Source organism: Kitasatospora sp. NPDC018619 (assembly GCF_044391605.1).
Taxonomy (GTDB): Bacteria; Actinomycetota; Actinomycetes; order Streptomycetales; family Streptomycetaceae; genus Kitasatospora.
Map to the genome: position 1 here is coordinate 181,784 of NZ_JBISAI010000012.1, position 21,599 is coordinate 203,382.

General features: G+C 77.4%; 18 protein-coding genes and 1 pseudogene. 8 read left to right on the forward strand and 11 right to left on the reverse strand.

Features of this window, described 5'->3' with window-relative positions:
* The first annotated feature begins 91 nt into the window (after window positions 1–91).
* Window positions 92–724, forward strand: a complete 633-nt coding sequence (locus tag ACH5AR_RS20740; protein ID WP_396302907.1) for a flavin reductase family protein — start codon at window positions 92–94, stop codon at window positions 722–724.
* A 60-nt stretch (window positions 725–784) separates the two neighbouring features.
* On the opposite strand, the gene ACH5AR_RS20745 is transcribed toward ACH5AR_RS20740, so the two are convergent.
* From ACH5AR_RS20745 to ACH5AR_RS20765, 5 genes are all read right to left on the reverse strand, one after another.
* On the reverse strand, window positions 785–1,375 hold the full coding sequence (locus ACH5AR_RS20745) for a hypothetical protein (RefSeq protein WP_396302908.1): 591 nt from the start codon (window positions 1,373–1,375) through the stop codon (window positions 785–787).
* 1,268 nt (window positions 1,376–2,643) lie between these two features.
* On the reverse strand, window positions 2,644–3,075 hold the full coding sequence (locus ACH5AR_RS20750) for a lasso peptide biosynthesis B2 protein (protein WP_396302909.1): 432 nt from the start codon (window positions 3,073–3,075) through the stop codon (window positions 2,644–2,646).
* Complete coding sequence (locus ACH5AR_RS20755; protein ID WP_396302910.1) at window positions 3,072–3,329, reverse strand: lasso peptide biosynthesis PqqD family chaperone; 258 nt, start codon at window positions 3,327–3,329, stop codon at window positions 3,072–3,074. Before ACH5AR_RS20755 ends, ACH5AR_RS20750 begins: the two co-directional genes overlap by 4 nt.
* 1 nt (window position 3,330) lies before the next feature.
* Window positions 3,331–5,145 (reverse strand): asparagine synthase-related protein, encoded by a 1,815-nt coding sequence (locus ACH5AR_RS20760; protein WP_396302911.1) that lies wholly within the window; start codon window positions 5,143–5,145, stop codon window positions 3,331–3,333.
* A 10-nt stretch (window positions 5,146–5,155) separates the two neighbouring features.
* A complete protein-coding gene (locus ACH5AR_RS20765; protein WP_396302912.1) occupies window positions 5,156–5,275 on the reverse strand; it encodes a lasso RiPP family leader peptide-containing protein in 120 nt (39 codons plus the stop codon).
* 281 nt (window positions 5,276–5,556) lie between these two features.
* On the opposite strand from ACH5AR_RS20765, the gene ACH5AR_RS20770 reads away from it, so the two are divergent.
* Window positions 5,557–6,282 carry a class I SAM-dependent methyltransferase gene (locus ACH5AR_RS20770; protein WP_396302913.1) on the forward strand — a complete coding sequence of 242 codons (726 nt, stop codon included), beginning with the start codon at window positions 5,557–5,559 and terminating at the stop codon, window positions 6,280–6,282.
* Window positions 6,283–6,352: 70 nt separating this feature from the next.
* Here the strand turns inward: ACH5AR_RS20770 and ACH5AR_RS20775 are convergent, their stop codons facing one another.
* Entirely contained in the window at window positions 6,353–6,568 is a 216-nt protein-coding gene (locus ACH5AR_RS20775; RefSeq protein WP_396302914.1) for a DUF4287 domain-containing protein, read from the reverse strand.
* A 92-nt stretch (window positions 6,569–6,660) separates the two neighbouring features.
* Window positions 6,661–10,695: a Pls/PosA family non-ribosomal peptide synthetase gene (locus ACH5AR_RS20780; RefSeq protein WP_396302915.1), complete on the reverse strand. Its 4,035-nt coding sequence runs from the start codon at window positions 10,693–10,695 to the stop codon at window positions 6,661–6,663.
* A 574-nt stretch (window positions 10,696–11,269) separates the two neighbouring features.
* Between ACH5AR_RS20780 and ACH5AR_RS20785 the strand changes: the two genes are divergently transcribed.
* A complete protein-coding gene (locus tag ACH5AR_RS20785; protein ID WP_396302916.1) occupies window positions 11,270–11,863 on the forward strand; it encodes a histone deacetylase in 594 nt (197 codons plus the stop codon).
* Window positions 11,864–11,996: 133 nt separating this feature from the next.
* On the opposite strand, the gene ACH5AR_RS20790 is transcribed toward ACH5AR_RS20785, so the two are convergent.
* Window positions 11,997–12,473 carry a carboxymuconolactone decarboxylase family protein gene (locus ACH5AR_RS20790; RefSeq protein WP_396302917.1) on the reverse strand — a complete coding sequence of 159 codons (477 nt, stop codon included), beginning with the start codon at window positions 12,471–12,473 and terminating at the stop codon, window positions 11,997–11,999.
* A 168-nt stretch (window positions 12,474–12,641) separates the two neighbouring features.
* Here ACH5AR_RS20790 and sigJ point away from each other — a divergent pair, with 168 nt between their 5' ends.
* A complete protein-coding gene (gene sigJ, locus ACH5AR_RS20795; RefSeq protein WP_396302918.1) occupies window positions 12,642–13,565 on the forward strand; it encodes an RNA polymerase sigma factor SigJ in 924 nt (307 codons plus the stop codon).
* 355 nt (window positions 13,566–13,920) lie between these two features.
* Window positions 13,921–14,646: pseudogene (locus tag ACH5AR_RS20800) on the forward strand (NDP-sugar synthase); the annotation flags it as partial.
* Window positions 14,647–14,769: 123 nt separating this feature from the next.
* On the opposite strand, the gene ACH5AR_RS20805 reads toward ACH5AR_RS20800, so the two are convergent.
* Both ACH5AR_RS20805 and ACH5AR_RS20810 read right to left on the reverse strand, forming a co-directional pair.
* Window positions 14,770–15,270 carry a peptidylprolyl isomerase gene (locus ACH5AR_RS20805; protein WP_396302919.1) on the reverse strand — a complete coding sequence of 167 codons (501 nt, stop codon included), beginning with the start codon at window positions 15,268–15,270 and terminating at the stop codon, window positions 14,770–14,772.
* An 86-nt stretch (window positions 15,271–15,356) separates the two neighbouring features.
* Window positions 15,357–16,463, reverse strand: coding sequence for an RCC1 domain-containing protein (locus ACH5AR_RS20810; protein ID WP_396302920.1), 1,107 nt, complete (start codon window positions 16,461–16,463; stop codon window positions 15,357–15,359).
* Between the two features lie 284 nt (window positions 16,464–16,747).
* On the opposite strand from ACH5AR_RS20810, the gene ACH5AR_RS20815 reads away from it, so the two are divergent.
* On the forward strand, window positions 16,748–18,337 hold the full coding sequence (locus ACH5AR_RS20815) for an MBL fold metallo-hydrolase (protein WP_396302921.1): 1,590 nt from the start codon (window positions 16,748–16,750) through the stop codon (window positions 18,335–18,337).
* Window positions 18,338–18,624: 287 nt separating this feature from the next.
* Here the strand turns inward: ACH5AR_RS20815 and ACH5AR_RS20820 are convergent, their stop codons facing one another.
* Window positions 18,625–19,218, reverse strand: a complete 594-nt coding sequence (locus tag ACH5AR_RS20820) for a putative glycolipid-binding domain-containing protein (protein ID WP_396302922.1) — start codon at window positions 19,216–19,218, stop codon at window positions 18,625–18,627.
* A gap of 162 nt (window positions 19,219–19,380) precedes the next feature.
* On the opposite strand from ACH5AR_RS20820, the gene ACH5AR_RS20825 reads away from it, so the two are divergent.
* A complete protein-coding gene (locus ACH5AR_RS20825) occupies window positions 19,381–20,859 on the forward strand; it encodes an ATP-grasp domain-containing protein (protein WP_396302923.1) in 1,479 nt (492 codons plus the stop codon).
* Window positions 20,853–21,419, forward strand: coding sequence for a GNAT family N-acetyltransferase (locus ACH5AR_RS20830; protein ID WP_396302924.1), 567 nt, complete (start codon window positions 20,853–20,855; stop codon window positions 21,417–21,419). Before ACH5AR_RS20825 ends, ACH5AR_RS20830 begins: the two co-directional genes overlap by 7 nt.
* The last annotated feature ends 180 nt before the right edge of the window (window positions 21,420–21,599 follow it).

Here is a 21,599-nt window from a genome sequence, read left to right on the forward strand (position 1 = left end):
ACGCGATGTCCGATCACCGCCAGCGCCCCCGGGCGGGCCGGGGCAGAGTCGGTGGCCGGAAATGGTTCCCATCCCGAGGACGGCAGTTCCCGTGCACAAGGTCATCGATCTCAAGGTCCTGTACTTCGGCACCCCGGTGGTGCTGATCGGCTCCCGCAACGAGGACGGCAGCTCCAACCTCATGCCGATGTCCTCGGCGTGGTGGCTGGGGCAGTCGTGCGTGCTGGGCCTGGGCGACAGCTCGCAGACCGCCGAGAACCTGCGGCGCGAGGGCGAGTGCGTGCTCAACCTGCCCTCCTCGGCGCAGGTGGAAGCGGTGGACGCCCTCGCGCTGCTGACCGCCAGGCCGCGGATCGCCGAGTACCGGCTGAAGCAGGGCTACCGCCACGAGCGGCGCAAGTTCGCCGCCGCCGGGCTGACCGAGCTGCCCGGCGAGCTGGTGGCGGCGCCGCGCGCCGCGGAGTGCCCGGTGCAGCTGGAGTGCCGGGTGGAGTCGGCGACGGCGCTGGCGGGCGGCGGGCGCACCGCCTTCGAGGTGACGGTGGTGCGCGCCCACGTCGAGGAGGGCCTGCTGGTGCCGGGCAGCGACCACTACGTGGACCCGGTCGGCTGGGACCCGCTGATCATGAAGTTCTGCGAGTTCTTCGGCGACGGGCGGCGCCTGGCGCCCTCCCGCCTCGCCGAGGGCTGGCAGATGCCCGGGCGGCTGCCCGCCGCCGTGTGACGCCGCCCCGGCGCGGGGCGCGGGGCTCGGTGCCGGGGTGCCCGTACCGGGCGCCGCGGCTCAGGGCGCGACGGTCGCGCCGCAGGAGTCGCACACCCGGGTGGCGGGCAGCTGGAGGAAGCAGGTCGGGCAGATCGCCGGCGGGCGCGGCGGGGCGGTGGCGGCGGCCTTGCGCTCCACCGAGGCGCGCAGGCGCGGGGCCAGGGCGGGCGTGCCGCCGTCGGCGGGCAGGTCGGCGCCGAAGTGCCGGTAGCAGGCCAGGCGGGCGGCGGCGGCGTGCTGCTCGCGGTCCATCTCCGCGGCCACCGGCGGCTGTCCGGCCACCGCCAGCACCTCCTGGTAGCCGGGGCCGACCTTGCCGTCGGTGGCGTGCACCACCAGGGCCGTCAGCGGCGGGTCCCCGCGCCGGTGCGCCTCTCGTATCACCAGGGACAGCACCTTGCCGATCCAGTGCCGCTGGTTGACCCGGGTGCGCACCCCGGAGGCCTGCTGCACCGCCTCGGCGAGGTCCGCGTAGCTGATCACCGCGTGGTAGCGGCGCGCCACCTCCACCAGGGCGGGGTAGGCCGCCCGGGTCCACACGATGTGCGCCTGGGCGGCGCTGACCGCCGACCCGTCCGACGCCCGCCAGTAGCTGTGCTGCTCGGTCATCCGCCCGCCCCTTTGTCCGTGTCCGTCCCCCCGTAGCCCCCCGCCGGGAGCGAGGCTACCCGGCGCCGCGGTGCCGCCCTCCGGCGGGGCCCCGCCCCGGCCGGGCTTGACTTCAAGTGCTGTTGAAGTCGTGGAATGGGTGCCGACCGCAGCCGTACGGGCATCCGCGGTCGATGCCCCGCCCGTACGGAACCCGTACCGGGGCCGGGGCCGCCGCCTTCCCGATCGTGCCGACGGCGGCCCCGGCCCCCGGCAGGGCGCCCCGCCCGGACCGGCTCCTCGCCTTCCGCCTCGCTTTCCTCTCACCACCGCGCGGCGCCCGGGCCGGACAGCCCGGGCCGGGTCGCGAGGAGGGGGCAGGAGTGGCTCCGCGAGGACGACGGGCGGCAGTCCACCCCGGCCCCGGCACCCGACCTGACGCGCCGTCAGTCCGCCGCCAGCAGGCCGCCCAGCGCCGTGCGCCGGTGCGGCACCCCGGGCCCATGCGTGAGAAGTCGGCCCCGCCGACTTCTCACGCAGGCCGCCCCCACCGGGCCGGCAACGGCCCTGCACGCGAGAAGTCAGCCGCGCCGACTTCTCACGCAGGCCCCCTCGCCCCCCGGGGTGATCCCACAACAGGGCCGCCGGGCCGAGAACCCGCGCACACGAGAAGTCGGCCCCCTCGACTTCTCACACACACCCGACAAGCCCAAGCCCCACACCACCAACTCCCCCGGGCCACGCACGAGAAGTCGACCCCGCCGACTTCTCACGCAGGCACAAGCCCCGCACCGCCGACCCCAGCCCATGCGCAGAAGGCCGGCCCCACCGACTTCTCACGCACACACCCGACAAGCCCAAACCCCACACCACCAACTCCCCCGGCTCACACACGAGAAGTCGTCGCCATCGGCTTCCTGCGCAGCCCCTCCCCACCGGGCCGGCAACGGCCCCCTGCACACGAGAAGTCGGCCCCCTCGACTTCTCACGCACACACCCGACAAGCCCAAGCCCCACACCACCAACTCCCCCGGGCCACGCACGAGAAGTCGACGCCATCGACTTCCTGCGCAGCCCCTCCCCACCGGGCCTGCAACGACCCTGCACACGAGAAGTCGGCCCCGCCGACTTCTGACGCAGGCCCAAGCCCCGCACCGCCGACCCCAGCCCATGCGCAGGAAGTCGGCCCCGCCGACTTCTCGCGCAGGCCGCCCCCACCGGGCCGGCAACGGCCCTGCGCACGGGAAGTCGCTTCGGTCGCGGGGCGGAGAAGGCCGGGGCCCCCGCGGTCAGCGGGGCGGGGCGGGGGCCGGCGGGGGCACCGTGATCAGGGGGTGGAAGTGGGCGAGGTCGGCGGGTTCGTCGACGGGGCGGCCGGCGGCCTCGATCCAGGCGTGGGCGCGGAAGGGGGCGGTGCGTACGCCGGTGCGCCAGGTGGGCCAGGTGCCCCGGGAGCGGCACAGCAGGGCGGCGGCGATGGAGCGCTGGAGGCAGCCCTGGCCGGCGCAGCGCATGCTGAGGGCGACCACGGTGCGGCGGGCGGCGAGGGCCTCGGCGTGGTCGGCGGGACGGGCGCCGCGGCGCAGGGCGCGCATCACCCGGCGGATGCGGGCCGGGGGCAGCCGCTCGATCAGCCGGGCGGCGCCGATCGCGGCGAGGGCGGCGGGCCGCCGGCGCCAGGGCGGGCGGTGCGCGCCGGTGGCGTGGGCGTGCAGGCTCATCCGGCGACCAGCCCGGCGGTGCGCAGGCTCCGGTGCAGCCGCTCGACGTCGGAGCGGGCCCGGTCGGCGGTGACCGGGTGGCGGGCGGCGAGGCCGGCGGCGGCCTCCTCGGCGGTGCGTCCCTCCAGCAGGGCGCGCAGGACGAGCAGCCCGGTGCGGTTGAGCTGGTAGTAGCGGCCGGAGCGCTCGTCGAGCAGCACGGCGCCGTCGTCGGTCGGGGTGAGGGTCACGTCGGGGCGCAGCCGGGCGGGCATGTCAGGCTCCTCGGGCGGGGTGGCGGGTCTCGTGGGCGCGCAGCCAGTGTTCGCAGGCGAGGGTGGCGTCCAGGGCGGCGGAGGGGGTGCCGGCGGGGTGGAGGCCGAAGCAGGCGCGGCGCAGGGCGTCGGGGTCAACGAGGCCGGCGCGGGCCAGGGCGCTGTCCTCGGTGAGGGCGGCGAGGGCGGCGCGGTGGCGGGCGAGGCCGTGGTGGGCGTCGGGGGTGAAGTCGCCCTTGCCGGTGCGGCGCAGGAGGTCGGCGGGGACGTCGGGGGCGAGGGCGGCGGTGAGCAGCGGCTTGTAGGCGAAGGGGGTGCCGCGGGTGGCGGGGTCGGCGGCGAGGCAGGCGTCGAGGACCTGGTCGTCCAGGTAGGGCGTGCTGTACGGGACGCCGAGGCGGGCGGTGGCGTCGGTGAGTTGGCGCATGGCGGAGGCGCTGTGGCGGACCAGGTGCAGGGTCTGGTGCTGGGTGTGCCGGGGGGCCAGCGGCGGTGCGCCGTGCAGGGCGGTGAGCTGGTCGCGGACGAGGTCGGCGGCGTGTGCGGTGGCCCAGGGCGGCAGGCGGGGTTCGGTTCCCCAGCCGAGGAGTTGGGTGGTGGGCGGCGGGTGGGGGTGGGTGAGGCGGTCGGCGGCGCGGGCGAGCCAGGCGGGGTAGGGGCGGGGGTCGGCGAGGGCGTGGAGGGCGGGGGTGAGTCTCCAGCGCAGGCGGGCGCGGTGGCCGCGCAGGTGGCGGGCGGCGGTGGCGGGGTGGCGGGGCAGGAGGGTGCGCAGGCAGGCGGGCAGGGCCTGGAGGACTTCGTCGCCGCCTTCGCCGGTGAGGCGCAGGCGGGCGCCGTGGGCGGCGAGCAGGCGGGTGACGGCTTCGTCGCGGGCCCGGGTGCGGGTCCAGGCGAGGGGTTCGTCGCCCTGGGGGCCGGGGGTGTCGAGGCCGGCGAACATGGCGGGCAGGTCGCGGGCGGGCAGTACGAGGCGTTTGCCGGGCAGGTGGGCGGCGGCCCGGTCGGCCCAGGCGGCGTCCTCGTGGTGCGGGTCGTGGGAGCCGATGGTGACGGTGAGCAGGTCGGCGGGGCCGGTGGCGGCGAGGAAGCACAGGGGGGTGGAGTCGAGTCCGCCGGAGAGGTCGGCGGCGACGAGTCCGCCGCCGCGGGTGCGGGCGTCGACGGCGCGGTGCAGGGCCTGGCGCAGGGCGGCGGCGGCTTCGGGGAGGGGGTGTCGCGCGGCGGGCGGGTGCCAGTGGGCGAGGGTGCGGGCGGGGCGGCCGGGGGTGAGCAGGGCGGTGTGGTGGGGCGGTACGGGGGTGGTGCCGGGCCACAGCGGCAGGGTGTCGGCGGGGTGGGGCAGGGGGTGGGCCAGGCGCAGGGCGAGGCGTTCGGTGCTGGGGGTGCGGCCGAGGGCGGCGGCCAGGGTGTCGGCGCGGTCGGCGAGGACGGGGGTGCCGTGGATCTCGGCGTGGTGCAGGCGGCGCAGTCCGGACAGCGTGCCGCGCGCGGTGGCGGTGCCGTGCACGGTGGTGACGAGGTGGAAGCTGCCGGCGAGGTCGCGGCCGAGGGCGAGGGCGTCGCGGGGGGTGCGCAGGCGTTCGGCGTGGCGCAGCAGTCGGCGGGTGTCGGTGTCGCAGGTGCCGAGGACGGCGAGGGCGACCGGTCCGGCCCGTGCGGTGAGGGCTTCGTCGGGCGGCCAGTGGCCGAGGATCCAGGGGCGTCCGCTGGGGTGGTGCAGGGCACGGCTGTGAGCCGTGCCCCACACCGCGGCCACCGCGGCCCCGGCGTCGGTGTCCGGCAGGACCACGAACCAGGTGGGCCGGTGGCCGTTCACTGTCGGGTCCTCAGGGGGCGAGGTAGTAGCCGTGGACATCGGACTGGTTGCCGATGTCGAAGCCGCGGGTGAGGTCGGCGAAGTCGCCGAGCTCGATCAGCTCCGGGGGCTCGTACACGTCGTCGGTCATGGCAATGCCCTCTCGTTCGCGGGGAGTTGGAGGAGTGGGACATGGTCGCCGGCCGGCGGTACTCCACTGTTGCCGCCGGTTCGCCCGCGGACAAGCGCTGCCGGGGGCTTCGGCCTGATCCCGACGGACCGCGCGGGAGTGGTGCGCGGCGCTCGCGGGACTGGTGGGCCCCGGGGTGGCGGGGCGGCGGGGGCGGCGGGAGGGGTGGCCGGTTTCGGCCAGTCTGGGGCGAAGTGGTGTAGACCTGTTCGGTGTCGGAGGGGGGCTCGTAGGGTCGGGGCATGGTGGAGGCTTCCTACGGGCACCCGCGGCTGGCCGCGCTCTACGACCCGCTCGATCCCGACCGCGGCGATCTCGACGCCTACCTGGGGATGGCGCGGGAGTTCGGGGCGCGCCGGGTGCTGGACGTCGGCTGCGGCACGGGGGTGTTCGCGCTGCTGCTGGCCGGGCGCGGGGTGGAGGTCGTCGGCGTGGATCCGGCGGCGGCGTCGCTGGAGGTCGCGCGCGCCAAGCCGGGTGCGGCGGCGGTGCGCTGGCTGCACGGTGACGCGCGGGACCTGCCGCCGCTGCGGGTCGACCTGGTGACGATGACGGCGAACGTCGCCCAGCAGATCGTCGACCCGGCGGCGTGGCGAGGGACGCTGCGGGGTGCTTTCGGGGCGCTGCGTCCGGGCGGGCGGCTGGTCTTCGAGACCCGCGACCCGGCCGCGCGCGCCTGGGAGGAGTGGACGCCCGGGCGGTCCCGCCGGGTGACGCGGGTGCCGGGGGTGGGGCCGGTCGAGAGCTGGGTCCGGCTCCTGGGGGTGCGCCGGCCGCTGGTGTCGTTCCGGTGGACGTACGTGTTCGCCGCGGACGGGCAGGTGCTGACCTCGGATTCGACGCTCCGTTTCCGGGAGCGGGCGGAGGTGGAGCGGGACCTGGCCGCGGGCGGTTTCGTGGTGGAGGAGGTCCGCGGCGCGCCCGACCGGCCGGGCCGGGAGCTGGTCTTCGTGGCCCGCCGCCCGTGAGCCCCGGCCCCGGCCCCGGCGCAGGGGCGGGGCCGGGGCCGGGGCCGGGGGCCGGCCCGGGGTGCCCGGTTCAGGCGGGCGTCTCGGCGAGGGTGTGGGCGACGAGGGCGTTGGCGTGGCCGTGGCCCAGGCCGTGCTCGGCCTTGAGCCAGGCGACGAGTTCCATGTGCCGGGTGAGCGGGCAGGCGCGGACGAGGTCCTTCCACTCCTCGATCGGGCGGCCGTACTTCTTCTCGATCGACGGGAAGTAGGAGGCGGGGCCCTTCACGGCGGGGGCGGCGGTCATGTGCGGTTCCTCTCGGCGGGGCGGTGCGGTGCTGTCACGGGGTAGGACCGCGCCCGCGCCCCGGACTCGTCGCCCCGCCCCGGTGATCCGCGTCACACTCCGGCGGTGGCCCGGCCGCGGCGGCGCCGGCCGGCGGGCGGGGCGGGGTCGGCGTCCCAGGCGGCGACGGGGTTGCCGAGCCAGCGGGTGGCGCCGGGGACGTTCTCGCCGCGCATGACCAGGGAGGCGGGGCCGACGGTGGTGCCGGCGCCGAGGGTGGAGTTGAGCAGCACGATGGAGTGCGGTCCGGTGGTGGCGCCGGCGGCCAGGTGGACGGGGCCCAGGCGCATGACGCGGTCGTGGAAGAGGTGGGTCTGCAGGACGGTGCCGCGGTTGACGCTGGCGCCGGCCCCGACGGTGACGAGGTCGGTCTCGGGCAGCCAGTGGGTCTCGCACCACACGCCGCGGCCGATGCGGGCGCCGAGGCTGCGCAGCCACGCGTTCAGGTAGGGGGTGCCGGTGATGGCGTGGCCGCCGAAGGGCATGGCGAGTTCCTCGACGAAGGTGTCGTAGAGCTCGTTGCGCCACACGAAGGAGGACCACAGGGGGTGTTCGGCGACGCGGAAGCGGCCGACGAGCAGCCACTTGGCGGCGGTGGTGACGGCGCAGGCGAGGACGCAGGCGCCGGCCAGCACCAGGCCGGCGGTGGCCAGGGCGGCGCCGAGCCCGTAGTCGTCGCGCACCTCCTGGAGGGCGGCGAGGACGAGGTCGCCGAGCAGCGCGGCGAGGACGATCGGCAGCAGCCGGCACAGTTCGACGCCGGCGCGCGCCCACATCAGGCGCCGGGGCGGGTCGTAGGTGCGGTCCTCGCCGCCGGTGTCGGCGACGCGGGGCAGCGCGAAGGCGGGGCGCCCCAGCCAGGACGAGCCCTCGGGGGCGTGGGCGGGGGTGTCGGACAGCACGCCGACCAGGGAGTTGTCGGGCAGGTGGCGGCCGGGGCCGACGATGCCGGAGTTGCCGACGAAGGAGCGGCGCCCGACGCGGGAGGGGCCCAGGTGCAGCCAGCCGCCGCGCAGTTCGTAGGGGGCGACGAGGGTGTCGTCGGCGAGGAAGGCGCCGTCGTCGACGCGCATCAGGCCGGGCAGGGCGAGCACGGTGGAGGCTTCGACGCGGCGTCCGACGCGGGCGCCGAGCAGGCGCAGCCACACGGGGGTGAAGAGGCTGGCGTAGAAGGGGAAGAGGGTGCGCCGGGCGGTGTCGGCGAGGCGGCTGACGGCCCAGGCGCAGAAGGCGACGCGGCCGGTGGCGGGGTGGAAGCCGGGGCGCAGCGGCCGGGAGAGCAGGCGTACCAGGAGGGCTATCAGGGCGGCGTAGCAGACGAGGGTGAGGGCGGCCAGGGGGACGGTGGCGGGCAGGAGTTGGACGAGGGCGCCGGCCAGGGTGGTGTCGGTGTCGATCATCGGGTAGACGATCAGCAGGGCGGGCAGCGCGGCGAGGACGGGGACGAGGCCGAAGAGGGCGAGGCCGGCGCCGTAGGCGAGGTTCCAGGCGCGGGAGGTGCGGGCGCCGGGGGCGGGCCGCTCGGCGGGCCAGTGGGCGCCGGGGGCGGTGGCGGGGCGGGCCGGGGAGCCGCTCCAGTGCCCGCCGGGCGGGACGGCGGTGGTGGCGGTGACGCAGGAGCCGGGGGCGATCTCGGCGCGGGCGCCGATGCGGGCGCCGGGCATGAGGGTGGCGCGGTGGCCGATGCGGGCGCCGTCGCCGATGTCGAGGCGGCCGACGTGGAGGGTGTCGCCGTCGAGCCACCAGCCGGCGAGGTCGGCTTCGGGTTCGACGCAGGCGTGGGCGCCCAGGCGGGCGAGGCCGGTGACGGGGGGCAGGGTGTGCAGCTGGACGGCGGGGCCGACGCGGCAGCCCAGGGCGCGGGCGTAGCGGGTGGCCCAGGGGGTGCCGGCGAGGGCGGCGGTGCCGAGCATGGCGGTGTAGCGCTCGGCGGCCCACAGGCGCAGGTGGACGTGGCCGCCGCGGGGGTGGCTGCCGGGGCGGATGCCGGCGGTGAGCAGGCGGGCGCCGGCGGCGGCGAGCAGGGTGCGGCCGGGGGCGCTGTAGAAGAGGAGCAGTCCGGCGCCGACGGGCCACCAGGAGCTGTGGGGGGCCCAGGCGAGGTGGGCGCCGGTGAGGTTGTCGAGGGCGGTCAGGACGAGGATCCAGCGCAGTCCGGCGAGGGAGAACATGCCCAGCAGCAGGAGGGTCTGCCACAGGGCGGCGCTGCGGGGGGTGCGGCGGACGGGGCGGCGGACGGCGGCGGTGGCGGTGGTGGCGGTGGTGGTCCCTGCGGGTGCGGCGGCCTGCCCGGGCGCGGGGGCGGCGGCCTCGCCGGCGGCGGGGGCGAGGGTGTCGAGGTAGCCGGCGAGGTCGGCGAGGACGGGGTGGGCGTACAGGTCGGCGACGGAGACGCCGTTGTGGCGGGTGCGCAGTTCGGAGACGAGGCGGGCGGCGGTGAGGCTGGAGCCGCCGAGGGCGAAGAAGTCGTCGTGGGCGCCGGGGGCGGTGCCGAGCAGGCGCTCCCAGTGGGCGGCGAGGCGGGCGGCGGTGCCGTCCAGGGCCTCGGCGGGGGAGGCGGATCCGGTGGTGGCCAGCGGCCAGGGCAGGGCGGCGCGGTCGACCTTGCCGGAGGTGCGGGTGGGCAGGGAGTCGACGAGGGCGAGGACGGGCACCAGCGGGGCGGGCAGGTGCTCCAGCAGCCGGGTGCGGGCGGCGGCGAGGTCGGGGGCGGGGCCGGGTGCGGCGACGAGGTAGCCGACGAGCAGGTCGGCGCCGGCCGGGGTCCTGCGCACGGCCGCGGCGGCGGCGCGGATGCCGGGCAGGGCCTGGAGGGCGGCGTCGACCTCGCCGAGTTCGACGCGCCGGCCGCCGAGTTTGACCTGGTCGTCGGCGCGGCCGAGGAAGACGAGGCCCTCGGGGTCGTTGCGTACCAGGTCGCCGCTGCGGTAGACGCGGGGCGAGGCGAGGGCGGGGTGGGCGCTGAACTTCTCGGCGTCCTTGGCGGGGTCGAGGTAGCGGGCGGTGCCGACGCCGGTGATGAGCAGTTCGCCGGTCCCGTACCAGGGCACGGGGGCGCCGGAGCGGTCGACGACGGCGATCTCCCAGCCGTCGAGGGGGGCGCCGATGCGGACCGGCTCGCCGGGCAGCAGGCGGGCGGCGGTGGCGACGACGGTGGTCTCGGTGGGGCCGTAGGTGTTCCAGAACTCGCGGCCCCCGACGGCGAGGCGCTCGACGAGTTCGGCGGGGCAGGCCTCGCCGCCGACGATGATCAGGCGCACGGCGTCCAGGCACTCCTGCGGCCACAGGGCGAGCAGGGTGGGGACGGTGGAGACGGCGGTGATGCGCCGGCTGACGAGCCAGGGGCCGAGGTCGGTGCCGGCCTTGACCAGGGCGCGCGGGGCGGGCACCAGGCAGGCGCCGTGGCGCCAGGCGAGCCACATCTCCTCGCAGGAGGCGTCGAAGGCCACCGACAGGCCCGCCAGGACGCGGTCGCCGGGGCCGAGGGGGCGCTGCGTCAGGAAGAGGCGGGCCTCGGCGTCGACGAAGGCGGCGGCGGAGCGGTGGGTGACGGCGACGCCCTTGGGGCGGCCGGTGGTGCCGGAGGTGAAGATGATCCAGGCGTCGTCGGCCGGGGTGGGCCAGGCCGGGCGGCCGCCGGGCCGGGCGCCGGGCCCGGGGTGCAGGGTGCGGCCGGCGCCGAGGACGGCGCACACGGCGGCGTCCTGCCAGATCGTCTCGGCGCGCTCGTCGGGGTCGTCGGCGTCGACGGGGACGTAGGCGGCGCCGCAGCGCAGCACGGCGAGGACGGCGACGTAGAGGTCGGCGGTGCCGGAGGGGATGCGCACCCCGACCCGGTCGCCGCGGCCGATGCCGCGGCCGGCCAGCTGCCCGGCCAGGGTGTCGACCTCGTGCAGCAGGGCGCGGTAGTCGAGGACGGTGTCGCCGGTGTCGAGCGCGGGCGCGTGGGGGTGGGCGTCGGCGGTGGCGGCGATGACGTCGAGCAGGCTGCGGGGGTGGGCGGCCTGGGCCACCGGCCAGCTCGCCGCGGCGCCCGGGGCGGGGCGGGGCAGCATGCCGGGGCCGGCCGGTTCGTGGCGTGCGTCCATGACGGGGTTTCCTTGGCTCCGGGGTCCTGGGGGGCGCGTACGGGTGTGACGCCGGGTGACGACGGTGTCACCTGCGGAGGGCGCCCACCCACCATGACTCTGCGGGGAGTCGGCTGGATGCAGCGGGGATTCGATCAAAGGAAATTCTCATCATCCATGCCGCACGGGAATCGCGACGGTATGAATCGAAAGATATTTCGCGGGTTTTCGATCGTTTTCGCTGGTGAAGAGTAATCGCCGAATACCGGAGCGGTGCGACGGGAGAGGGAAGAGTGATGAACGCCATGGCGACGGGCACGGTACCGGTAGTGAGGGGGCCGCTGCCGCATCAGGGGATTCCGGGCGGATCACCGGACTGTTCACGGTTTTCACATCTTCATATGAGAGCCTTTCGCGCCCCGCACTGCGCCCCCCACCGCGCCCCGCACCGCCGCCCCCGCCGGTGAGCGAGCCGGGCCCGGAGGGCGGGAGCCGGGAGTCCGCCGGCCGCGCGGGCGCCGCACCGCCCGGCGAGCCCCCGCCCGGGGAGCCTGCGCCCGGCGCCGCACCGCCCGGAGAGGCGCTCGTCTGGTACGTGGCGTACGGCTCGAACCTGCGCGCCGCCCGCCTCGCCCACTACCTGTGCGGCGGCCGCCCCGAGGGCGCGCTGCGGGAGCACCCCGGCTGCCGCGACACGCGCCCGCCGCGCCGCACGGTCGCCACCGCCCTGCCGGGCACCCTCTACTTCGCCGGGACGTCCCCCACCTGGGGCGGCGGCTCGGCCTTCTACGACCCGGCCCAGCCGGGCGAAGTCCCCTGCCGCGCCTACCTCCTGACGCTCGGCCAGTTCAGCGACGTCGCCGCCCAGGAGATACGCCGCTCCCCCGGCGCCGACCTCGACCTGGCCCCGCTGCTCGCCACCGGGCGCGTCGAGCTCGGCCCGGGCCGCTACGAGACCCTGCTGCGCGTCGGCGAGTCGGACGGCCACCCGCTGCTCACCTTCACCGCCGCCCGGGGCGCGGCCGGCGCCGAGCTCAACGCCCCCGCCCCGCCCTACCTGCGCACCCTGGCCGCCGGCCTGGCCGAGTCCCACGGCTGGGGCCCCTGGCACGCGGCCGGCTACCTCGCCACCCGCCCGGGCGCCGCCGGGCACTGGACGCCGTCGCGGGTGGCGGCGCTGCTGGAGTGACCGCACGGCCCGGCCCGCCCGCACGCACGGGCGCGCCCGCAGCGGGCCCGTGCCTACGGGCGGGCCGCTGCGGGCGGGCGGTCGGTCGGCCGGGCGGTCGGTCGGGCGGTCAGGCGGGCGGGCGGTCGGGCGGTCAGTGGTGGTACATGCCGACCTCGTAGCCGCCGCCGGGCTGGCGGGTCATCACGTTGCCCCGGTTGAAGGCGTTGATCAGCGCGATCACGCAGACCAGCGCCGCCAGCTGCTCCTCGTCGTAGTGCTTGGCGGCGTTCGCCCACACCTCGTCGCCGACCCCGCCGGCCGCGTCCGCGAGCCGGGTGCCCTCCTCGGCGAGCTCCAGCGCGGCGCGCTCGGCGTCGGTGAACACGGTGGCCTCGCGCCAGGCGGCGACCAGGTTCAGGCGCACCGGGTCCTCCCCGGCGTGCACGGCCTCCTTGAAGTGCATGTCGATGCAGGCGCCGCAGCCGTTGATCTGGCTGGCGCGCAACCGCACCAGCTCCTGGACGGCGTACGGCAGGGACGACTCGGCGATCGGCTTGTTGGCGGCGATCAGGTGCTTGAAGACCTTGCCCATGACCGGGCTGGTGAAGGGGCTGAGGCGGGGTTCCACGGCGTGCTCCTCGGTCGGTTTCCGTTGCTGCCCCTTGAGACAGGACAGCCCCCCGCCCTGTGACATCCCCGCCCCCCGCAGGGGCTGTGAGCTGCGACACACCACCCGGGCGCGGGGCCCGGCGGCCCTCGGGTAGCCTGTCGGCCACGCACGGGACAGGGGGCCGGGGTGGGTTCGTCGGATGCGGCCGGGTACCGTCCGCTGCTGTTCTCCATCGCCTACGGGATGACCGGCTCGGTCGGCGACGCCGAGGACCTCGTCCAGGACGCCTTCCTGGGGCTCGCCCGCGCCGAGCGGTCCGGCACCGTGGTCACCGACCCGAAGGCGTACCTGACCACGACCGTCACCCGCCTGGGCATCAACCACCTGAAGTCCGCCCGGGTGCGCCGCGAGGCCTACGTCGGCCAGTGGCTGCCCGAACCCGTCGTCACCACGGCCGAGCGCCCCGGCCCGGCCGAGCACGCCGAGCTGGCCGACACCCTGTCGATGGCGTTCCTGGTGCTGCTGGAGGCCCTCTCCCCGGTGGAGCGCGCGGTGTTCACGCTGCGCGAGGCGTTCGGGTACGGCTACCCGCAGATCGCGCGGACGGTCGGCAGGAGCGAGGCGAACTGCCGCCAGGTCCTCACCCGCGCGCGCAGGCGCCTGGCCGCCTCCCAGGGCGGCCCCGTGCCGCCGGCCCCGGCCCGCCGGGCGCAGGCCGAGGAACTGGCCCGGCGCTTCTTCGAGGTCGCCGGCGGCGGGGACCCGGACGCCCTGCTCGGCATGCTCGCCCCCGACGTGGTGCTGCAGGGCGACGGCGGCGGCAGGGCCCGCGCGCTCGCCCGGTCCCTCGCCGGCCCGCGCCGCGTCGCCCGGCTGCTCGTCGGCGGCCTGCGCCGCGTCCGCCGCCTGGGCGCGCGCCTCGTCCCGGCCCGCGTCAACGGCCGCCCCGGCGCGGTGGTGTACGACGCCGGGCAGCGCGTGCTCGGCGTCATCGAGCTGGACCTCGGCCCCGACGGCGCGGTGCGGGCGGTGCACGCCGTCTCCAACCCCGACAAGCTCGCCCACCTCGGGCCGGTCTCCGACCTGGGGCTGCTGCCGCAGGCGCGCTGACCCGCTCCCTGTGCGTGCGGTGCTGCCCGGGCCGTTTCCCGCGCCGTGGTGAACGGTCCTTCCCGCCGGTCGACGAACGGTGGACGGGAGGGTGAACGCGGCGCCCTGCGCCGTTCGCCGCCGCGCGAGCGGGCCCGCTCGCGCGGGGACAGCTCGCTCCAGGGGACGGTGAAGGGCATGCGGTCCGGGTCGTGGACGCCGTGCGCGGCGAGGTCGGCCAGGGCGGCGAGCCGGTCGTCGGGGCGGTACCGGCGCCGGGGCGGCGGGGCGGTGGGCGTGATTTCCCGGCGGGCGGATCGGGTAGCTGTCTACGGCGCGCCGGGGCCGCCCGCGCCCCGCTTCCGGGAGGTCGGCGATGTCGGGACCATCGGCACTGTCGGGACCATCGGCATTGTCGGGGCCGTGGGGGCCGGCGGGGCGGCGCCGCCCGCCGATCCGGCAGGCCGTGGTCCTGGCGGGCGGGCGCGGCGAGCGGCTCGCCCCGTACACGGACCGGTGCCCCAAGGCGATGGTGGAGGTGGGCGGTGTGCCGCTGCTGCGCCACCAGCTCGACTGGCTCGCCTCGGGGGGCGTGGAGGCGGTGGTCGTCTCGGCGGGCTACCGCTGGCGGGTGATCGCCGACTACGTGCGCTCGGTGGCCCTGCCGGTGCCCACCACGGTGGTGGTGGAGGACCGTCCGCTGGGGCGGGGCGGGGGGCTGAAGCTGGCGGCCCGCGCGCTGGCGGCGCCGCGGGAGCCGTGGCTGGCGGTCTACGGCGACATCTGGGCGGAGTTCCCGCTCGCCGCGCTGGGCGCGCACCACCTGCGCCGCGGCGCGCTGGCGACGGTCGCGCTGGTGGCGCCGCGGCTGCCGCGGGGCACGGTGGTGTGCGACGCCCTGGGCAGGGTCGCCGAGCTGGGCGCGCCCCCTCCCCCGGAGTGCACGGTCAACGGGGGCGTGTACGCCTTCGCGCCCGCCGTGGTCCCGCTGCTGCCGGACCGGGGGGACCACGCGGACACGACGCTTCCGTACCTGGTGCGCCTGCGGCAGCTGGCGGGGTACCGGGCGCGGGGGTTCTGGTGCGCCGTCAACACCCCGGGCGACCTGCGGGAGCTGCGGGCGCGCGTGGCGGCGGGCGGGGAGGGGCACGAGGGCGGGCGTGCCGCTGCGCGCCGCGCGCCCCCGACCCGGCGGGCTCTCCCCCGGCCGGTCCGCGGCCCCCGGCTAGTCGACGACCTCGGCCTTCTCGATGACCACGTCGTTCTTCGGGACGTCCTGGTGGCCGCCCCGGGAGCCGGTGGGGACGGCCTTGATGGCGTCCACGACCGCCCGGCCCTCGACCACCTCCCCGAAGACGGCGTAGCCCCAGCCCTGGGGGTTCCTGCCGCTGTGGTCCAGGAAGGCGTTGTCCGCGACGTTGACGAAGAACTGGGCGGTGGCGGAGTGCGGGTCGCCGGTGCGGGCCATCGCCACCGAGTACGCGACGTTCTTCAGGCCGTTGTCGGCCTCGTTCGGGATGGGGTCGCGGGTCTCCTTCTGGCGCAGGCCGGGCTCCAGGCCGCCGCCCTGGACCATGAAGCCGTCGATGACCCGGTGGAAGACCGTCCCGTCGTAGAAGCCGTCCCTGACGTAGCGCAGGAAGTTCTCCACCGTCGCGGGGGCCTTCTGCGCGTCGAGCCGGAGAACGATGTCGCCGTGGTTGGTGCTCAGTTTGACCTTCGACATGGTGACCTCACTGTCTGCATGGTGGCGGCTACGCGACGTTCACCGCGCATTGTGGCAGGAGGGGCACCGGGGACGGCCGAGGCGCCTCAGTTGGCGAGGCTGAAGTCGCCGCCGACGGGCGCGGCGAGCTTGTCGATGCCGGTCAGGGCGGTGAGGGTGGGCACCGGGGTGCTGCTGTCGGTGGTGGTGCCGTCGCCGAGCTGGCCGGAGCCGTTGCTGCCCCAGGAGTGCACGGTGCTGGTCCCGGACAGGGCGACGGTGTGCTCGCGGCCGGCGGCCACCAGGCGCACGTCGGTCAGGCCGGGGACGGTGACGGGCAGGACGCGGAAGACGGTGGTGCCGTCGCCGAGCTGGCCGGCGGTGTTCTGGCCCCAGGCCTTGAGGCGGCTGTCGCCGTCGACCACGGCCATGCTGTGGTTGCAGCCGGCCGCGATCTGGGTGGTGCCGCCGCCCCAGGTCTGCCGGATGGCGACCGGGGTGAAGCGGTTGATGGTGGTGTTGTCGCCGAGCTGGCCGGTGGCGTTGTAGCCCCAGGCCTTCACGGTGGCGCCGGGGCCCGGCGTGCCGACGAGGGCGAGGTTGTGGCCGGCGCCGGCGGCGATGCGGCTGACGTCGCCCAGGCCGGTGACGGGCGCGGCGAGGGGGCGGGTGGCGTTGGTGCCGTCGCCGAGCTGGCCGCTGGCGTTGTAGCCCCAGGCCCACACGCTGCCGTCCTCGCGCAGGGCGAGGCTGTGGTGCAGGCCGGCGGCGACGGCCACGATCCGGCTCAGGCCCTCGACCCGCACCGGCACGCTGCTGTCGGGGCCGCCGCCGTTGCCGAGCTGGCCGTGGTCGTTGCGGCCCCAGGCGACCACGGTGCCGTCGGCGAGCAGGGCGAGGCTGTGGGCGCCGCCGGCGGCGATGTCGGTGGCGTCGTGGAGGCCGACCACCCGGGCGGGGGCGTTGTGGCTGAACACCGTGCCGTCGCCGAGCTGGCCCGCGCCGTTGACGCCCCAGGTCCGCACCGTGCGGTCGGCCAGCAGGGCCAGCACGTGGCCGGCGGCCGCGCCGAACCCGCCGGCGGCGATCTTCACCACCTCGGCGCTGGTGAGTCCGAGCACGGTGGTGGCCGTGGTGCGGAAGTCGGCCCAGGTACCGTCCCCGAGCTGGCCGGAACGGTTGCTGCCCCAGGACCTCAGGCACTTCTCTGCCATGCGACACTGCCTCTTTAACTCGTACGACTATAAGTCAAATCGCCGCTGGCGCAGTGGATTTGGCGACTCGACGATCATGGCTGGACGCTACCGACGCCGCCCGGGCGGCACGGGAAACGCCCGCCCCCACCACCCGATCGGGTGACGAGGGCCCCGGCGCCGCGGGGTCCGCCGGCGTCCGCATACCCCTGCCGTTGTGTGCCCGGCCCGTCACCCCTAGTGTCGGCGGTCTCCGCGCGCGGGGCAGCGCGCGGACCCCGTCCCGCCTTTGAGGAGGCAAGCCCGTGGCCGACACCTTCGTGCCCGTGGAACCGACCGCGTACGTCGCGCAGCGGAACCTGGCCGGCGCCAAGGAACTCCCCGACGCCCCGGCCGACTTCGAGAACGCGCAGCGCGGCCTGCTCGCGGCCCCGCCCTACCGCGCCCTGCCGTCCCTGGACGGCGAGGAGGCGGTCTGGCACTTCCGCGCCTTCGACCCGCCGCCCGGCGACGGCGCCCCCGCGGCGGTGGCGCCGGCGGTGCGCCGCCAGGGCCGGCTCGCCCTGGCCTCGGGCCTGTTCCGCGTCGCCGAGGGCCTCTACCAGGTGCGCGGCTACGACCTCGCCAACCTGACCGTCGTCACCGGCCCGGACGCGCTGCTGGTGATCGACCCGCTCGGCTCCTACGAGACGGCCCGCGCGGCCCTGGCCCTGTACCGCTCCGCCACCGGCGACCCGCGCCCGGTGCGGGCCGTGGTCCACACCCAGAGCGGGATCGACCACTTCGGCGGCGTGCGCGGGCTGTTCGCCCGCTCCCGCACCGGCCTGCCCGCCGGGCCGCCGGCCGACCTCGCCGTGCACGCGCCCGAGGGGTTCCTCGCCGACGCGGTGCTGCGCCAGGTCACCGAAGGCGCCCGGCACGCCCGGCTGGTGGACTACGCCTACGGCACCCGCCTGGGCATCGGAGCGCACGGCCTGGTCGGCTCCGACCTCGGACGCACCGTCTCCACCGGCCGCCCGGACTTCCTCGCCCCCACCGACACCGTCGGCGGGCCGCTGTGCGCCGCCACCCCGGCCGCCCGCTGGCCCGACCGGGCCGGGATCGGCCACCGGGAGGGCCTGTACGCCGTCGAGGCCGCCGGGGTGCCGCTGGTCCTGCGGCCCGCGGGCGGGCACGCCTGCCCCGCCGAGCTGAACCTCTACCTGCCCGCCCAGCGCGCCGTGTACCTGGCCGGCCCCGGACTGCTCGGCGCCCCCGGCCCGGCCCGCGCCGAACTGCTGGACGCCACCGCCGCCGCCTTCGGCCCCGCCGCCGAGATCGGGCTCGGCGCCTACGGGGCCCCGGTGTGGGGCGCCGCACAGGTGTCCGCGTGGCTGGCCGCCCACCGCGCCGCCGCCGACGCCCTGCCCGACGCGGGCCCCGCCGCCCCGCTGCTCGCCACCCCCGGCTACCTGGACACCCCCTCCCGCACCGTGCGCGAGGTGTGGGGCCGCCTGACCGGCACCTGCCTGGGCACCGCCCGACCGGCCGCCACCGCCCGCGCGGAGCTGGCCGAGCCGGACGCCGCACAGCGGGCGCTGGAGGCGGCGCAGCGCGCCTACGAGGGGACGGGCAGCGGCGGGGTGCCCGACTACGCGCGGGCGGTGCTGCTGCTGGACCCGGTGGTGTCCGCGTGCGCCGCCCCCTCGGCCGTCGCCGCGCCGGTGCGCCGCCGGGCGCAGGCGCTGCAGTCGGCGGCGCTCACCCAGCTCGGCTACCTCTCCGGGCACGGGCGGCTGCGCAACGCGCTGCTGACCGCGGCCCGCGACGTGCTCGCCCCGCACGGCACGGCGGCCGGCCGCTTCCCCGGGACGGTCCACGACCTGGAGGCCTGCGCGGACCCCCTCGCGCTCTGACCCCCGGGGGGCGGGTGCCGCCGCGCCCGCGCACACGGCGGCACCCGCCCGGCCCGACAGGCAGCCGGACAAAGCCCCTGGACCTCCCCGCCCGACCGTCCGCATCCAGCAACAGGTCCGCCCGGGAGTCCCCGGAGGCGTAGCGGACGGTGGCGCGGCCCTCCCCGCGGCGGCGCAGGTTGAGAGCGGCGGCCCAGCCTTCGTGTCCCATCCGCAGGGCCGAGGGGCCACTGCCCTGCCGGCGGTGCGGCTCCCCCGGCCGGCGCCGGCCCTGGTGTGGCCGGCGGTCAGGCGAGGCGGCGGGCCAGGCCGGGATAGTCGGCGACCAGGCCGTCCGCGTCCAGCAACAGGTCCGCCCGGAAGTCCCCGGAGGCGTAGCGGACGGTGGCGCGGCCGTCGTCGTGGCGGCGCAGGTGGGTGTAGGTCTGGCGCAGGGGCACGACCGCCAGGTCGGGCACGCGGATCCAGGCCATCAGGAAGGCGTGCTCGCCCGGCTCCCGGTGCAGGGCGTGGCGCAGGACGGGCGGGGTGTTGGTGAGCGGGGACAGGCCGAGGTCGCAGTCGAGGGCGCCGTCGAGGTCGGGGCGGGCGGTGCCGTCGACGCTCCAGCGGCCGGTGGCCTCGTCGCGGCGCAGGTCGAGGGTGCGGGTGGTGTCGGCGGTGCGGGCGGTGACGTGCATGCGGCGGGTGGTGAAGCCGTCGCCGGTGTCGAGTTCGTAGTCGAGCCAGTAGGGCGCGGGCCGGGCGGCGGCGGCGCGGCCGCGGGCGGTCAGGGCGGTGGGGCGCAGGTCGATCCAGGAGGTCTCCAGTCCTGCGGTCTCGGTGACCTGCCAGGTGGGGGCGAGAGCAGGGGCGGCGGTGCGGTCGGCGCGGCTGTTCATTCGTGCACGGTAGCCCCGGGCTCCGACAGCGGCCCCGACGGGCCGTCAACGCGGGGCGCTCCTTCGTTCGGGTGAGAGCGGGGGCGCGGAGTGCCTCGTACCGGGCGGGGCGGGGCGCGCGACGGCGGCGAGCGCCGTACGGGGCTCTCCATAATCGCGGGGGTGATCACATCCTGTGACGAAGCGGTGGCCCGGCTGCGGGCCCTGCCCGGGCTGTCGTGCTGCGCCCGCCCCCTGAACGTGCTGCCGCTGCTGCGCACCGGCTGCCTGGCCGCGGTGCTGAGCGTGGAGGGTGCGGACGCGGGCTGGGCGGGCGAGTTCGGGGCGGACTTCCACGCGCTGGAGCCGCGGCGGGCGGTGCGCGACCACACCCCGACCGCGGCCGGGATCGAGGCGGTGCTGCGCGCCCTCGCCGACGGCCCCGCAGGCCCCGCCGGCCCCGACCCCAGCACCCCCGGCGCCCCCGGCGCCCCCGGCGGCGGCTGGCGGGGCCGGGAGCTGGCGCTGCTGCCCTACGCCGGGCTGCGGCCCGAGTGGCGCGCGGCCCTCGGCGCGCTCGGCACCCGCCTGGTGGAGCCGCCCGGGCGCCCGGCCTGGCTGCCGGCGCTGGGCGACAAACGGGTCCAGCGCGGGTGGCTGCGCTCGGTGGGGGCGCCGACGCCGCCGGACGCGGTGGCCCCCGTACTCGACCACCGGGAGCTGCGCCGGCGCTTCGGCACCCCCTACGTGGTGCAGGTGCCGCACGGCTCCAGCGGCGAGGGCACCCACCTCGTCGCCGACGAGGCGCAGCTGCGCCCGATCCGCGCGGCCGGCGGCGGGCCCTGGCTGGTGAGCGGCTACGTCGAGGGGCCGGCGGTCAACGTGCACGTCCTGGTCTCGGCGGACAGCACCGTGCGGGTGCTGCGCCCGTCCGTCCAGCTGACCCGCCTTCAGGGCGTCGGCGCGCCCTTCGGGGCCTACTCCGGCTGCGACTTCGCGGCCCCCGCCCTGCTGTCGCCGCCGGCCATGGCCCGGGCGGGCGCGGCGGCGCGGCGCGTCGGCGAGGCGCTGGCCGCGCTCGGCTACCGGGGCCTGTTCGGCGCCGACTTCGTGCTGGACGGCGGGCGCCCGCTGCTGCTGGAGCTCAACTGCCGCATGCAGGGCTCGACCTGGCTGCTGGGCGAGCTCGAACTGGCCGAGCACGCGGTGCCGTCGGCGCTGCGCCACGTGCTGGAGCTGTACGGCGAGGCCACCGGCGGCGAGCCGCGCACGGACGCGGCCGGGGCGGTGCAGCTGGTGGTGCGGCACACCGGCGCCCCGGCGCGGGTGGCGGCGGCGCCCGGCGGCGGGCTGCACCGGCTCAAGGACGGGCGGCTGCACTACTGCGGGGCCGGTTTCGGCCTGCTGGAGTGCGGGCCGGACGACTGCGTGCTGCTGCAACTGCCGTCCCCGGGCACGGTGGTGCACCCCGGTGTGCCGCTCGCCCGGATCGTCGCCCGGTACCCGCTGACCACCCCCGACGGCACCGCGCTCACCGTGCCCGGGCGGCGCCTGGTGGAGGCGCTGCGCGCGGGCTTCGTCCTCCAAGCCCCCGACGCGCCCGAAGCCCTGGGCGCCCCCGACGCCCCCGAAGCCCCCGGCGGCCCGTCCGCGCCGTGCTGAGCCCGCCGCCCGCCGCGCTGTACCTGCGCGCCGCAGTGCCCGCCGACCTGCCCCGGCTGGCGGCGCTGCGCGCGGAGGCCGCCGCCTGGATCGCCCTGGAGCACGGCTCGGCCCAGTGGTCGGCCCCGTACGACGCCGAGCGCGGCCTGGCGCTGATCGCCCGCGGCGCGACCGTGGTCGCCGCGGCGCAGCCGTACGGCGAGGCGCTGGCCACCCTCACGCTGCGCCCCGCGGGCAGCCCCCGCCTGTGGAGCGAGGAGGAGCTGGCCGTGCCGGCCCGCTACCTGAGCTCCTTCACGGTGGACCGCCGCCACGCCGGGCGGGGTGTCGGCGCCCGGCTGGCCGACTGGGCCGCCTGGCGGGCCGCGCGGGCGGGCGCGGGGCTGCTGCGGGTGAACGTGTGGAGCGACAACGCGGCCCTGCACGCCTACTACCGTGCCCGGGGCTGGCGTTGGGTGCGCACCGCGCCCGGCAGCCGCAGCGGCGCCCTGTTCGAGCGGCCCACCGACGCGGCGGCGCGGCCGCCGGGGGTGCACGAGACGGGCCGCCTGCGGCCGTAGAGCCGCCCCCGGGCCGGAATCGGTGTCCCGGTGTGCGGCCGCGTACCGCTGCCGTGCCGTGCTGAGTGGAGGAGACCCCCGTGGAGCGTCTCGTACTGGACCCGACCGACCGTTCCCGCGACGCGGAGAGCGCCGAGCTGTGCGCGCGGCCACGCCGGTCGACATCCCGGGGGTACGGGC